At 35.0% G+C, this 14,984-nt stretch carries 8 protein-coding genes and 3 pseudogenes; 7 read left to right on the top strand and 4 right to left on the bottom strand.

Annotation, left to right across the window (positions count from 1 at the left end; genetic code table 11):
* Both GQO39_RS07495 and GQO39_RS07490 read right to left on the bottom strand, forming a co-directional pair.
* Window positions 1-174 (bottom strand): helix-turn-helix transcriptional regulator (locus GQO39_RS07495; RefSeq protein WP_156851633.1); only part of this gene is annotated, 174 nt, incomplete at its 3' end.
* A 209-nt stretch (window positions 175-383) separates the two neighbouring features.
* Window positions 384-1,548 (bottom strand): annotated as a pseudogene (locus GQO39_RS07490) (tyrosine-type recombinase/integrase).
* An 816-nt stretch (window positions 1,549-2,364) separates the two neighbouring features.
* Between GQO39_RS07490 and GQO39_RS07485 the strand changes: the two are divergent.
* From GQO39_RS07485 to GQO39_RS07470, 4 genes are read left to right on the top strand one after another with little or no spacing between them, the layout of a single operon-like run.
* Window positions 2,365-3,603 (top strand): radical SAM protein, encoded by a 1,239-nt coding sequence (locus GQO39_RS07485; protein WP_156851632.1) that lies wholly within the window; start codon window positions 2,365-2,367, stop codon window positions 3,601-3,603.
* On the top strand, window positions 3,596-5,380 hold the full coding sequence (locus GQO39_RS07480) for an MFS transporter (RefSeq protein ID WP_156851631.1): 1,785 nt from the start codon (window positions 3,596-3,598) through the stop codon (window positions 5,378-5,380). Before GQO39_RS07485 ends, GQO39_RS07480 begins: the two co-directional genes overlap by 8 nt.
* Window positions 5,370-5,984, top strand: coding sequence for a radical SAM family protein (locus GQO39_RS07475; protein WP_156851630.1), 615 nt, complete (start codon window positions 5,370-5,372; stop codon window positions 5,982-5,984). The genes GQO39_RS07480 and GQO39_RS07475 overlap by 11 nt, the downstream gene beginning before the upstream one ends.
* Window positions 5,953-6,945, top strand: coding sequence for a hypothetical protein (locus GQO39_RS07470; RefSeq protein WP_156851629.1), 993 nt, complete (start codon window positions 5,953-5,955; stop codon window positions 6,943-6,945). Before GQO39_RS07475 ends, GQO39_RS07470 begins: the two co-directional genes overlap by 32 nt.
* Before the next feature lie 946 nt (window positions 6,946-7,891).
* Here the strand turns inward: GQO39_RS07470 and GQO39_RS07465 are convergent.
* Both GQO39_RS07465 and GQO39_RS07460 read right to left on the bottom strand, forming a co-directional pair.
* Window positions 7,892-9,418: pseudogene (locus GQO39_RS07465) on the bottom strand (YfjI family protein).
* A gap of 107 nt (window positions 9,419-9,525) precedes the next feature.
* Window positions 9,526-9,884: pseudogene (locus GQO39_RS07460) on the bottom strand (DUF7146 domain-containing protein); the annotation flags it as partial.
* Window positions 9,885-10,026: 142 nt separating this feature from the next.
* On the opposite strand from GQO39_RS07460, the gene GQO39_RS07455 reads away from it, so the two are divergent.
* The 3 genes from GQO39_RS07455 (at window position 10,027) to GQO39_RS07445 (ending at window position 14,349) form a co-directional block, all read left to right on the top strand.
* A complete protein-coding gene (locus tag GQO39_RS07455; RefSeq protein ID WP_156851628.1) occupies window positions 10,027-10,479 on the top strand; it encodes a hypothetical protein in 453 nt (150 codons plus the stop codon).
* Between the two features lie 210 nt (window positions 10,480-10,689).
* Window positions 10,690-11,166 carry a hypothetical protein gene (locus GQO39_RS07450; RefSeq protein ID WP_156851627.1) on the top strand — a complete coding sequence of 159 codons (477 nt, stop codon included), beginning with the start codon at window positions 10,690-10,692 and terminating at the stop codon, window positions 11,164-11,166.
* Between the two features lie 453 nt (window positions 11,167-11,619).
* Entirely contained in the window at window positions 11,620-14,349 is a 2,730-nt protein-coding gene (locus GQO39_RS07445) for an autotransporter family protein (RefSeq protein ID WP_198039435.1), read from the top strand.
* Window positions 14,350-14,984: the final 635 nt, after the last annotated feature.

Below are 14,984 nucleotides of genomic sequence, written 5' to 3'. Positions count from 1 at the left end.
TTTCGCTTGCTCGATGACATTCAAAAGATCCGATTGTAACCAACGGGATAAAAAAACAAATTTTAAAGGTTTTGGCAGAGAGCCATTGGTTACATGACGGCGGAATGTCGAAACACTCATATGAAGCAGTTTTGCACTTTCACGGTCTGTTAAAAGAATATCATTTTCTGTCATACTAAAATCCTTTCAGTCTCAAAAAATGAAAACAAATCATAAGCATTTATTAACCATATTTTGAATGATTTTTGAAGGTATTTTATTTATATAAAACAATATTTTATCATAGTTTTTCTGATGTGATGCGTGATGAATCTTATTGAGATGATATGAGAGAACAGAGAGAGAAAGTTATCTACAGATCATGGGGTTATGCACCCCATCTGTTAAGATTGCCCTGTGACATAAGCCGCCCATTTATCCATATAGATACAACGCTGTTCTAGATAGTCAGTACGACGATAGGCACGCTCTACTTGCCCCCGACCGTATGACTTAGAATGGTTTCAGCAACCTCATAGGGGGCATCGGTTGTTTCAGCGAGCCAATTGCGTAAACTAGAGCGAAAACCATGGGGGCAGGCTTCAAGACCAGTACGTTGCATATATTGTGACATACAGCGTTCAGCAAGGAGACCGCGACCGGTTGCAGAAAAAAAGAAATCATTGCGAGAAAGCAGACGCGCTTGTTTTAGAATTTCTAATGCCTCTGATGATAGAGGCACGCGAAACTCTGTTGTAGCATCACGCTTGCCTTGCATATTTTCAGCAGGAATTGTCCAGATATTCTTATCAATCTGATCTTCACGAATATGACGTAAAGGGTTAGAACGAACAGCTGTAAGAATAAGCAAACGCAAAGCCAGATGTGTTATGTTTTGTGTTTTACAGAGGAACTGATAAAAGGCAGGAACATCTTTCCAATCCATTGCAGGTAAGTTTGTGACTTTATGGCGTTGTTTTCCTGAGAGAGCTTGTGCGTTTGTTACTGCTTGTAAATCAACATCCAATCCTAAGTCAGCAGCATGTTTAAGACAAAGATTAAGACGCATCAACGCTGTTCGAGCAATTCTAGCTTTTGTATGCCAAATGGGGGCAAGAGTATTGCGTATCTCTGTTTGAGTAATCTCTGAAACCGGCAGACAGCCTAATTTGGGCAGAATATGAAGCCGTAAAGGTAAAAACCAAAGTCCATCTTTACCATCCCCTTTTAATTCAGCTTTACGACTTTCAAAAACATCCACGGCAATATCTTTTAAATAATGGAGATTGCTTATTGCCCTACGCTTTTGTTTATTGCGTTCTTTAATAGGGTCACGCCCTTCACGAAGAACAGACCGCCATCCATTTGCCAATTCACGGGCTTGTTTTAAAGAAACATCTCTCAAGACACCCAAGCCCATTTCGCGGCGCCGACCATGAATGGTATAACGATAAAGCCATTGAGCACCTCTATCTTTCGTTTATGAAGGAGCAAGCCGGCACCATCGTTATATTTGCCAGCTCCTAATGTTGCGACAGATCTTGCATTAAGACGGTTCATAAGAGCCATTTTTACTCCTTTCTTATACAAATTTTATCCACACACTCATCCCGCTTGTTATGTGCAAATGAGTGGTTTTGATTGATTCAACATAAACAGGTTTGGAATGAGAGAATCCTACGTTATTCGAGACTCTCATTCAATATGAATAACGCTAGATTATCTTTATAAATCAATATGATTGTATCTTTAATAAGAAATAAAAGTTTGTATTTTGGCGTCGAGTATAATCTCTTTTAAAGGTAATTTCACTGCAAGTAGTATTTCACAAAATTACAATTAAAACAGAAAAATAATTGAAAAATTTTTCTTCTGAAAAGCTGATTTACACAACAACTATTCTTTATTTTAGCCCCAAAAAAACCTTTTTAAAATTACTTGATAAAGCAGAGCATTGCATATTTCTTATTGTGATTGAAGTGAAATAGCCATTGAAATCAGGAATAATACTTTTTGAATGAACTTCATAATTGAAATGGAAATTAGCTGAGCACAAGAGTTTTTCGATTTATACCGGTATAGGCCAATTTGTTTTCCAAACTGAATATTGCGTAATACAGTTAAATTGACTTCACAATTATAAAGTTGCAAAATCCTAGGCTTTTTACAAAATACTAATTGTCTTGAATATAAATAAGGTACATAATAACAATATGAGGAGGATATTATGTCATATAAAAAACCGCAGGTGATTGGCACTGTGAATAGTGCAACTTTAACTTGTTATAAACCATTGGTGCGAGATAGAAAAAAATAAAAAAGCAGGATAAGGGCGCTGCTGCGCCCTTATCCATTGTATTATTAAGAAACAATTTAGGAGGGGGGATGTTTCGTATTAATCTCGACGAGAATAGCATAACTAGATTAAATGATTTTCAGACTATTGTGCTTAATGATTCAGCTATATTTTTAATTGATTCAGTTTTTTTACAAAATCAGAAAATTGAAACTGTTGCGGCAAAGCTTAATGTAGAGAAAGAGATTTTAGCATCAGATTTTTCAATCTTGTTAAGAGAACTAGAAAAGAATGGTTTTCTTTTAAAGAAGGGAAACTTGATTAGTGCGTCAGATTCGATTTTTGATCTTAAAAAATTATGGGTACCTGTAACACCTATTATACATATTATCCAGAATTGCAATAGCCCTTGTATCATGTGCGATTGCTGGAAAATTAAGGAGAAAAATTGGCACACTCCAGAAAGTTTAATACCCTTATTTAGAATGTTGAAAGAAAAAGGAGCTGCCTCAGTGATGCTTTCTGGGGGAGAACCTTTAATGCATCCGAAGCTTAAAGATATTTTATTAACGTTGAATGAACTAGGTCTGCCTGTTGAATTAAATACCAATGGCATCTTATTGCATAAAAATTTATGGATTTCACAGTATGACATAAAAGAAATTGTTATTTCTATGGATTCGACTAGTGTCCAAGGATATTATGATATACGGGGGGCGAATAAATTTGATCGCGTGTGGAAAAACATTGAAACAGTTAAGAATCTTCAACCTCTGCAAAGTATAGGAATAAGAGCGACAGTTACCAAAGAGATTCTAGAAAATATTATTAATTTTATCGATTTTTGTATAAGCAAAGATGTCGATTATATCGGATTCAGCCCGCTCGATACGTCGTCATTTAGTTTTTCTAGAAAAAATAATACAAAGGATCGATCTAAGGCTTTAAGAAACAAAATTCTTCCGCCAAACGCCTCACTTTTTCATTTGAGAGATGAATTATCAAGGAAAGAATCCCCCCTCCAGATTTATATAGATAAAAAGTTCCAAGAAAGGAAAAGCTCATGGACGTCACAAAATTTTGTAAATTGTATTAATTATTACTTAGGCGAGAATTCTCCGTACGTTTCGTCGCCGTTAATGTGTTTATTTCCATTTTCATCCTTGGTATTGGACTATAATGGAGATTTAAAAAATTGCTTTTATTCAGAAGCTTTTGGGAATCTACAAAATTATGAGGCAATAGATTGGTCTGCTCAAAGCGTTTTAAAATCTTTGAAAGAATCTGGCGCATGTAGCGGATGTCGTGGGAAGGTATTTTGTGGATAAGGTTAAGCAATTTAAGATTTATAGTGTTAGCAAGTCTACTGCTCTAGTGGTTGCTGTTTTACCACTTTTTTTGTCGGAAAAATTGCATTTGTCGCAAGCGGATATTGTTTTAATCGGTAGTTATTTTTTATTGCTTCCTTTGATCTTAGAAGTCCCCTTGGGTTTATTATCAGATGTTTATGGAAGTAAGCGCGTTATTTATACTGGGCTGTTTTTCTTTCTTTGCGGTTTTTTAGCTCTTTTTATGAATTATGCATATTTTGCTTACGCCACTTATTTGTTATGTATTACATTAGCAGCCGCTTGTTTCTCAGGTGCGGAAGATAGTTTACTCTTTTCTGTAGTACCAAAGCATCGCACACTGTTTTCCGTTAAGTCCGAAGTGGCTGCTGTTACCTATAGTGTGACAACGGTACTTATTTTTTTAGGGGGAATACTTTATTATGTGCATCCTGCATTGCCTGTGATTTTTCAAGTCATTTCATTAATTTTTGCTATTTTTATGTTTTCAAAACTGACAAAGGGATTAGATAGTTTTCATATCAACGCTCATCCGAATATTTTCACAGTTATGTGCGCCAGCCGTAAAGAAGTCAAAAATCCTTATCGCTTCACTCTTATTTTTTTAAGTGCAGTTTCAGCTTTTGCTATTTTGGTTAATAATCGAACTGTTTCTATCGCATTTTCTGATTTTTTGCCATTTCAACCTGCTATTTTGGTTTCGATTATTTTTATCATTGGGAATTTTTTTTCAGCAAGTTCCAATATATTGTTTCAGAAGTATTTTTCAAAGTTTCAAAATCCTATTTTTCCTGTCTTAATGATTGGTTGTATGGTAACCATTGCTTTTTTTCTCATGTCATTTCAAATCATTGCGGCTCTTATATTAGGATTTTTACTGCTATGTGTTTTTAAATCTGCTTATCGATCTTATCTGTCGTCTCTTCTTATAAATTCACTGATTGATCCCAAAGCTATCGCGACTGTTTTATCATTTACAGCCATTATTACAGCTGTTGTATCCTTTGCATTCAGTTTTTTATACGGTCATGTTTTTTCAACATTCTGGCAAGCTAATTTGTGGTTGTCAGTGATTATGGCTGTGATTTTTGGGGTGTCTGCTTTAATTATTTTTGTCAGAAAACAAGAAATCATTTGGTTACAGCCTGAAAATGCACAATCGTCAAAACAACATTTCTTGAAACGCAAGCATCAAGAGTTTTGCTATGGGCAAATTTATCCGGAAGCATCGTGCATTAATGAAAACATCAAGGATGGCTCTTTTCGACAAAGTCTCTATCCTGCACCAAATTTGATAACACTTTGCGATGAAGTAGTCGAATGGGAGTTTATCCGAGGTACTGTATTGAGCCAAATGGATTTGCTACATCAAAAGGCGATTATTGATCAAATCAATAAGATTTTTCAAGATCGATTAAGCAAGAATATAATCTTATCACATGGAGATTTACATCCTGATAATATCATTGTTACTCCTGATAGTTCTTTTATGGTAGTGGATTGGGATTTATGTCAAGAAGCCAGTCCGGAATTGGATATCTTAACATTTTTCACCAGTCCAAGATTATCTCTCAATTTAGAAGAACGGATAGACTATATTTCTCATTTGCTGTCTATATCAAAGGATGAAGCTTTACCAATGATAAAAGCGTTTGTGGCTAAAAAAATTTCTGATCTTTGTCTATACCAAAATATTTTCATGAAACAATTAGTATTGGATTATATGAACTTGAATAAGAAATTTCATGGGCGATAATATTGTAATTTGTAATAAAAATTGCAGTGCGGGCTGCAATCATTGTCCGTATTCGATGGAATGGATGGTGAGAGATGACGCGTTGCCTGAATCTTTATATACAATAAATGACATAAAATCTGATTTTATTATTCTTTCTGGTGGAGAGCCTTTTGAGCTCGATTATGATTTACTTCATAAATATACTTGTATGTGTCTCATTTGTAAAAAATATTTTCGGATTGCCACAGGGGGGCATATCTATATTCAACCATATTTGAAGCTATTAAAGAGTAATCCGTTCTTTTTAGGGATACAAATAGGCACAGATGTTATTTCAGAGATAAGAAATCTAGACAGTAAAAAATATAAACAAAAGTGGGTGCGTAACATAGAATGTATGAAAAAATATAGCGTACCATATAGTGTGACGATTACTTTATCGGAAAGATTCGATTTGGCAGAAGTGTTAGCTCTAATATGTATCGCTGCTCCCGAGTTCATTTTAGTTAATTTTGAAAATAGAAAAAAGTACGAGAATACATTTCAGTTAAATATGATACGGGATTTTTTTTCTGGCTGTGAGATAAAATATGGATATACGCATCAGAGTTTACACCAATAAATATAAATTATCGGATTCTTTTCACAGTTCTTCTGGTGTGTTAGTTGAAAAAACAGAACTGATAATTTTATTTACTGTTCGGGATAAAGTTATTTCGCCCTTTGCTATGGAGTTGCCATTGTCACCTAGTCACGGAGAAATGCCGGACGATTTTATAAAATCTGTAAATGAAAGATCAATAAATAAAAGTAAACACTTTTCAAATTCTTTAAGCTATTTCTTTGGGTTGGAAGATTTTTTTAAAAAAGTTGAAATGACTAAAATTATTAATTCTGGATTAATAAAATCTATTAAAACGATAGGAATAGGTGAAATTATTGATGATGAGATACGTAATTACGATTTGATAAAATTGAAATCATCGAATCAGTATTTGGATGATACAATTGCAATTGTTAATGAAAACAAAAATGTAAAATTTATTATTGATTTCAATGCAAGTATTAATTTTGAGCAGTGGAATTATTTTATTGATAGGATAGATAAGAATAATTTGTTTGGAATAGAGCAGCCTATGAAATTTCCTTCAAAAATTCCAGATTTGGGTTTCTTAAATATCGCTGATGAGACATTCGTGAAATGTGGTTATGAAAAAATTCACGAATATGGCTATAATGCTTTTGTCTATAAGCCATTTGCAAGTAATATTAAAGAATTATATAAGTGTTTTGAGAATAAAAATAACTACGTTGGTATGGTTGGAAGTAATGTTTCTGGCCCTTTAGATTGTAGTTTTTGTAATATCATAAATCATTATATGCCTACCAAATTAGCAGGAAATCGTGCAAGTAATTTTGAAGCGCATCCGTTAAATAATAAAACTGAGGATTTAATGAGAATTCGAGAAAAAAAGATATATCTCTCTGATGAATTGTTTATTTATCTTGATAAATTTTGCCGAAAGGTATCGGATTTGTATTTTGATATGAATAAATTAAAAGAAATTGCTACAAATATATAGTGTTTCCTACTCTGAAGCAGCTATGTTTCGTGAATAGATATAGGACATACCGATGGAAGAACGATATGGTGCTTGTCTCATGTATCGGAATCTTATATACTAAAAGTGTCAAAGATGGTGGCAAAATTGGCTTTGATTTTTTTGATGTTAGCAGTAATTTAAACAGCAACTTGCCTTTTTTATTCAAGATTTTTGATGAGAAAGAATTATAGGTATTTCAGCTTGATGTAACTCAAAATAAGCGAACGGTATTTTAAAGCTTGATGTTTATTATAAAGCTGAGCTCAACCCCAATCAGAACAGTATAGCAGGTGGCCTTATTATCTTACTTAAAGGGGGCTAGCTAAGAAGCATACGCTTGTTATTATATCGAATGTTCTCAATTTGCATTCGATTAAACTTACAAATTAAGATGGCGTTTATTCTAATACCATCAATACTGGGCTTATGGATTAAACATTCAAGTCCAATAGTTCGCAGAACAAATGAGCCATGCATCCAAAATGCCAATTACGAGTAATATAAATCCAGATGATATTGTAGCTGATATTCACGTAATACCATCAATACTCCCAAATGACTTCTATTATCGTAAGTTTTTCTTTTCTCTAGAGATAATCACCAATGTCATAAAAATATATTTTACCATACTGTTGCACGTTTGGACTTTTTACAAAAATAGAAATTTCCATAGAATAGCTCGAGATCCTAAACAAAAATATTAAAATATAATGTTTTTTATTTTTTATTATTTAAAAAATAACATAAACATTGGAATAACTCTCCAAAAGCAACAAAACTCTTTGTAAGAAGAACTCTGATCGTTTTCTTTGAAAAAAGAGCAATGAAGAGAATATCACTAAAAAGAGCTTTGAGCGATTGGCTTGAAAAACTCTCAAAAGAGATTTCTCTATTGTGTCGTCCTATGATTTTTCACTAAGGTTGGCTATTCATAGCGTTTTGTAAACCGACCGCCTTTTGGGTTTTGTCTTCATAAATTTCACGAAGATAGTTGCAACAGCATAAAAGCTCTAAAGTTTGTTGAATAATTCCTTTATCCTTTAAAAGCTTCCAATCACGTTTATAAATATCTCGTGCAGGTAAAACCATCTGGTAAATGATCACAAGGCTCTACAATGAGTTTTGCATGACTTAACAAATAGGGTGATCAACACAATGTCATAGTGAGTGAAGGCAAGCCTATTTCAAAACGCCCCCCTTCACTCAATTCAAAAATCAATGCAAGGGTTGGTATGGTTTTATTCATTTTCAAAAGATGCGCTTGTAAACTTGCAGAGAAATGACCTCCTTTGATTGTTCTTTGAAAATTTTTCCACCATTCACGAAACATCTCTTGGGCACCAGTAGAAAAGCGTATGGTAATGGGGTGTTTTGCTGATCCTAAAGGTTTATCATAAAGAGAACGAAAGACTCCTTGATAACTTTCCCATGCCTTTTGATTGGGAGGTCTATCAACCAATTGCCACTCTTGATTTTCATCGTGCTACACCAGCATTTGAAAGCGTTGCAGTAAACCGTCATTATTTGTTCCATGGTGCATTGTTTGAACAATGGGAATAATTCGTGAAGGTTGAATGCCCCCAATGATGGAAATGGTTGCATTGGGAATAAAAATGGTTCCACGTCCTATACGGTCATAGGTGTATGATTTTTTGCCATTAAAAGCTGTTAGATAAAAAGAACGATCTGATTGATATTCCTTCCGTTCCAAATCGGATAAAAAACCAGATAATTCATCACGAACCAACAATAAACCACGGGGGTTTTCTTTTAACAATTCCCCAAGCTTTTCGACTGTGACATCATTGACAATAAGACGTCATTTGACAAAAGTGTCATCTTCCTCACTTTCTTTATGTTCAAGAGATTGAGAAAGAAGAGCAAGGGCTTGTTCCTCGTCTTGATCTTTGAATGCTTTGTAGGCTTGTTTTTTCTTTTCTCTTTTGTCTAATTCAATAAGAATATCTTTTGTTTCTTGCTGTTTTTTCTTCTTTAACCATTCTTGATGCCATTACCCTTGAAAAACATCGAGAGGTGCTAAAGCAGCTTCCATGGTATCTGTTTTCATAGTTGAAGGTTCCCCCACAATGGCACCCCAGAGATTAGGAACAATTTTCCAATTGGCATGTTGTTTGGGAGCAACCCGCACACCATTTCCAATGACAGCAGACAATCCACATAAAGCAGAAACAGCAACAAAATCGATAGAAGATTGTTGAATATCAGCAACGTCATAAACATAGTTTATTAATGATGTTGGCAGCTGTAATGGATTAAAGGGCTCGACGGGTAAAAGAGCCGTAGCAATTGGTTTTAATTGCCTCCAACCATTTTGTTACAAGGCTTGTTCATAAGAAATGGCTTTTAAACAAGTATTTTCGTTTAAAGAGACATTATCGTTATCATTGACGGGGGTATTTTCATTATTGTTTTGTAAATTACTATCTTTCATAGTTCCCTCTTTTCAGAAAATAATACGTTATTAAAATCGGCTCCTTTGGGAGCTTGCATGATAAAGACCTCAAAGCCATGGCTATAGGCATGCGCAGCTAAGGTAAAATCAGCTAAAGTATTTTTGATCGGTTGGCTTTGTTGACAAATCTTTTGTGCTCTTTCTGCTTTCTGTTTCGCTCGTTTGAGATCAGCACAAACCTGTTTTGAGAAAGAGAGCGTATGATCGTAAGCTTTCTCAAAAAAGGCTTGTTTCCCAAGCATCTAATTCTTGTAAGCGATTGTATGATTTCTCTAAAAGAACATCCGGCATAACAATAGAGTAAGAGACGTCAATCATGTCCATTAGCAAGGGATAAGCTAGGAAGCCTATCATCATGAGCAGGGCAATGGGCACTTCCATAACGCTCATGCCAAACATCACGCAAGGCATTTATTATGCCATGAGAATTTTTATAATCGTACATTTTCTATCCTATGATGTTGCGTCACAGGAGGTTTTTTCTATATGGATACCGACAACATTCATAATTGTTCTTGAAATGAGAAACTAGAATATAAAAATATATGGATTGTTTTATAGTATGAAAATTTATTATAGGGAATGAAATGAAGAAAATCTTAAAATCATTGAGTGGAATAGCGTTGTGCATTATATCTGGATGTTACTCAGATCAAACTCCTTTAACGGTTGTAGATGTATGGGAAAAGTCTGGTGCAGATAAGCTTGAGATAAAAAAAGCGTTGTTAGAATGCGGAATACAGACTTTTTCTGCAGAAGAATCTCTGAGAATCCGTGAAAAAGTCAATCGCGAAAAACTCAATGTGCATGCATATGTTCGTGAAAAATTCAATGCGCAGGCATCCGTTGATGCTTGCATGGTTCAAGCAGGATTTCGTAATAAATTTGGAGAGTCGAGCTGGTGTGAGAGTGAGAAGTATAAAGCTTATAATCTTTCTATTTGTCAACCTGATGCTGTTATTCCTCAGCGAAGTGTTGAGATACGCTTAAATAGCCCTTATTGTAAGGAGAATAAAGATCAACCGGAATGCCAGCCTTAAATCTTGCTGTTTGTGATGGAAACAATTTCCCATCCTTGTGTTAGCTTGGAATGGCGGGATTGTTTCTTCAATACACCATCTCAATATTGTTCACCGTTGTTTTAAACAGCGGTGACAGAAAATATCAACAGGTTTACGAGCCTTCTCATCGTAAAGAAACCCATTGAAGGAGGGGGAAAATGAAAAAAAATCTTAAAACTGTTGAGCTGCATGGCTTTATTAAGTATGGCTGGATGTCAGTTAGGAACTCCTCCCCCATCAACATTGGCTTTATGGGAAAAGTCTGGAACAGATCGGGCTGTAATTGAACAATCACTTTTAAAATGTGGCTGGAAACCGGTTTATGCTTCTTCTAGTGATATGAATTCGTACGCAAGTGAATTTGCCTCAGTTTATGAGTGCATGAAAAAAGCAGGTTTCCGATATAAATTGCAAGATTCAAAAGGGATTTATTTTACACAACCTCCGAAAAGTGACTCGTTCCTAATCGATCTCATGATAGCTGGATATCAGAAATTTATGGATAATGACACTTTTGGTCTAAGTAATACGAGCAAGAAGGAACGGGCCATGATAGCTCACTTTGAGAATGAAAGAAAACGTCAACAAACAAAAAAAGCTTTACAAAAGCGACCATCAGTGTCGCATACATCCTCAAAGGTTGCTCCTTTACTCCCAATAAGGTGAAGCTCATTAGAGTCCAGATTGATAATGACACTGTTGCCAATCTGGACTGTTTGGGTATTCTTGTCAGTGATTACTGACCGAGGCTTACTCGATATAAAAATATTTACTCTAATATTAGCACAGATGCTATTGTCACAGAACTGATTTTGGTGATACACTTTGTACGATTCTTTTTAACTTCAGGATAGTAAATGTTCTGCTTTATCTTGGATTCTTTTTCATTTTGGTATTTTTTTCTTTTTTAGAAGCCTAGATATTTTTCTTTATCAGCATAAGCTTAGTAAGTATATTTTTTATGTTTGCTTCATAATAAAATACAAAACAAGTTATCAGCGCAATTGTTTGTCAGGTAATAATAAATTATTTTCATTTATTTTACACTTATTGTATTTTAATTTATAGCTCGTTTTCTGCCTGCATTTTTTCTGAGAAAAGGACTTTTGAAGAAGAATGATGATTAGAGAATCTAAAAATCGCTTATATTTATGTGCTTTTACAGCAGCTATTTTTCCTTTTTTATCTAATATAGATGTTGAGGCACGTCCTTTTTCGTCCATATCATTTTTGTGTGGTGAAGGTAAATTACCTTATAGGTGCAGTGATGGTGCAGAACATATAATTACTGATAAAGTATATCAGCTCGTTAAATCTTCTGAAAAAGAGAGTGAGAGAGAGAATTCCTTTACATCGTCTGCTGTTATCGTAGCACAGGAGCCGAATACAGTTATCCAAGCAACGCGTGTACAAATTAACGGTATTGATGGTGTAAAAAGTACTTATGGTATAGTTGCTTCGCAAGGAGGAAAAGTTGTTTTAAGCGATTCAACTTTGAAGAATATGTCAATAGGTTTTAGAGCTGACAATGGAACGATAGAGGTAAATCGTGGATCAGTTCAAGCTACTCAGATGGGTGTTTATGCAGAGAAGACAGGAACATCTGTTATTTTAATGGATGCAAAAATAAAAGTGCATGGTCAAGGCAGCGGCCAAGAGAGTGCTCTTTTCAGTGGTTTTGATGCAGGTATTAAGATGATGGGTGGGCTGATTGATGTGACAGATGCAGCTGCGCTATATGTGGGATCAAGGGGGAGTGCAATTTTAGATAGTGTTAGTATTACTTCAAAAAGTCAAAATACAGCGGATAAAGAAGATGATGTTGCCCATGCAGTTTTAAATGTAAACCAGCACAGCTCTACTTATTTAAAAAGTAGCAGTGTTATTGCTCGTGGTGTCAGAGGTTTATGGATCGGATTAGATGCTAACGCACAATCAAATGTGGGCCAAGAAGGGAATATTTTAGTTTCGCGAGTTAATATTGAAGATTCAAAAATTATAGTGACAGGCGGTAAGTATGGTATGCACTTTAATATAGATAAAGGAAATAATAGCTACCAACAAGGAATTGTCCTTTTGAAGAAGGCGACTTTTGAAGTTCCAGATGGTACAGCTATTCATAGTTATAAAAGTAGTAGTTATATCGGAGTAACGGAAGGGACGAAGATTTCTGGTGATTTATTGTTAACAGCTGAAAATGGGGCTTCTATGGCGCTGTTGGCTGATTCTTCTTCACTTATAGGGGGCACCCGCGTCGCTGATGATGCTGTTGCTGAACTTTATTTAACAAGAAAAACAAAATGGATTTTGACAAAAAGAAAAGAGATAAATCCGCAAGCTTCAAATCGTGTTGTTTCATCCATTTCGTTTGTAAAACTTTCTGACAGTATTATTGCTTTTGAACCCCCAACGTTTCAAGAGTATCAAACACTCCATATTGGAAAGGGAGGAGAAGAAGTTTTCAATGTGCAGGGTAGTGCACATCTTTATCTCAATACGTATCTCAATAGTGATGGATCGCTTGATAACCAAAAGAGTGACCGGCTTTTGATTCATGGAGATGTCTCTGGCAAAACTATAGTCCATGTGCAATTTGTTACAGGAAATCAAGGAGAAGTAGAAGGAAATGGAAATGCTAAAAGTATTTCACTTATTCAAGTTTCTGGAAAAGCGGCAGAAGATTCTTTTCAATTGAGTACTGCTTATATTGCATTGGAAGGTTTGCCTTACCAATATTATCTCCGTCCATATGGTCCAGATTCTTCTCTTGGAAATGCACGTGTTTCTCAAAGATTAGTGAAGGGCAATGGAGATTTTTGGGATTTTCGCCTCGAAAGTAAATATGTTCAGACTGCTCTTGATGTACCTATTGTACTAAGGGTGAGAGATGTTGTTCCGCAAGTGCCGTCTTATCTTCTTTTGCCTAATGCTTTGTTTCATGCTGGATTGATGGATATTGGTAGTCAAAACAAGCAATTGGAAACTATGCGATCTGTTTCTGTCCGTCCGTTAAAAACTGATGGCTCCCCCACTTTATTTGTTTCCAGTTACGGCGGAAGTTATCGTTATGTTTCAGATCTTTCTGCACTTGAATATGGTTACAGAGGCAATCTTGATTATAATGCCATAGAGGCAGGCGTTTTGTTGAAAACAATTGAGGGGGCATACAGTACGGCATCCTTTGGAATCATGGGGACTTATGGGAAGGTTTCTTTTCGTCCTCGGGATGTTAAACAAAGTAAAAAAAATATATTTCATAAATGGTCAGTTACAGCGTATGGTAGCGTGGAGCATAACACAGGTTTTTATGTAAATGGTCTTTTATCCTATGGTTTGTTTAAAGGTGATGTTTTTACCTTTGCACGGGGAAAGACGGCGACATTAAAAGGAAATCCCTTAAATGTCTGGTTCTCTGCTGGCAGAACGTTTATGATAGGGTATGAAGGTGTTATGTTTGATCCACAAGTTCAGTTTATTTATCAGAATCTTCAGTTTCATAAGGCACATGATCGTGATGGATTTGATATTGAGATGAAAAAAATTGATCAATGGTTGATGCGTGTTGGAGGGCGTTTAACCAAAATGTTTACAACATTTGAAAAGGATCGCCACCTTTCCCTTTATGGTGAGATTCGTATTGCTAATCATTTTGGTGGAAAGCAATTTGTGCGTTTTAAAGATTCTTTCCAGTTAAGTTCTTTTGGTTCTTCTTTAGAAGCTGGTTTGGGTATCAATTCACAACTGTTTTCAAAAATTACACTTCACAGTGATCTAACCTACCAGCATAAGCTTACTAAGGCCGGTTTTTCTGGAGTTCGTTTTACTGGTAGATTGAATTATCGTTTTTAAAATTAGTTCAGAAAAAAGCTAAATCTAAACAAATCTATTATTATTTTGGAGAATATAAAATGTAATAAGTTAATATTATCTCAAAATATCTTTTTATGTTAACTATTTTGTAAAATTTTTGTAACTACATTATAAGTAATTATTTAACACTTATTTTTTTAAGAGCTGTATATTGAATTTTTTATGATGTTTCGTGATTATAGGAAGGATAATATAAATATATTGCGTATGAATCACTTCTTATTCGCTTAGCAATGTTAGCAAGTGGGGAGGCTTTATACTGAATAGATTGTCTATTACCAAATCGATTTGATTGCGCAATAAAAGGTATAGCGGTAAGTCTATGAAAAAATAAGAAAAATAAGGATTCGAAGGGCATAATCAGTTTTCGTGATTAATTATCACCATTAATATCATATCTGGATAAGCTAAAAAACATCTACCTGTAATGAGGCAACTCTAAACAGCAAAGTTCACTTTTACTATAGCCACTTCCCAAATAATCAATAAAAATTTTTCCTCATAAAAGTATGTGATAGGGAGTCCTTAAATCGTTTATGTTCACTTGGTTGACAAAAGTTATTTTGATGGATTTTTTGCTCTATAGGAACGCCAGCGGGCAATTTTCCGTATCC

The organism is Bartonella refiksaydamii (genome assembly GCF_902652675.1).
In the GTDB taxonomy this organism is placed as follows: domain Bacteria; phylum Pseudomonadota; class Alphaproteobacteria; order Rhizobiales; family Rhizobiaceae; genus Bartonella; species Bartonella refiksaydamii.
Note: the sequence above shows the minus strand (reverse complement) of the source record. Positions and strands in the feature narration are given on the sequence as shown.

Excerpts from the sequence above, each read along its gene's own strand:
- GQO39_RS07475 (WP_156851630.1), top strand. The coding sequence starts at position 5,370 with ATGGGCGATAATATTGTAATTTGTAATAAAAATTGCAGTGCGGGCTGC.
- GQO39_RS07470 (WP_156851629.1), top strand. The coding sequence starts at position 5,953 with ATGGATATACGCATCAGAGTTTACACCAATAAATATAAATTATCGGAT.
- GQO39_RS07450 (WP_156851627.1), top strand. The coding sequence starts at position 10,690 with ATGGCTTTATTAAGTATGGCTGGATGTCAGTTAGGAACTCCTCCCCCA.
- GQO39_RS07485 (WP_156851632.1), top strand. The coding sequence starts at position 2,365 with ATGTTTCGTATTAATCTCGACGAGAATAGCATAACTAGATTAAATGAT.
- GQO39_RS07455 (WP_156851628.1), top strand. The coding sequence starts at position 10,027 with ATGAAGAAAATCTTAAAATCATTGAGTGGAATAGCGTTGTGCATTATA.
- GQO39_RS07445 (WP_198039435.1), top strand. The coding sequence starts at position 11,620 with ATGATTAGAGAATCTAAAAATCGCTTATATTTATGTGCTTTTACAGCA.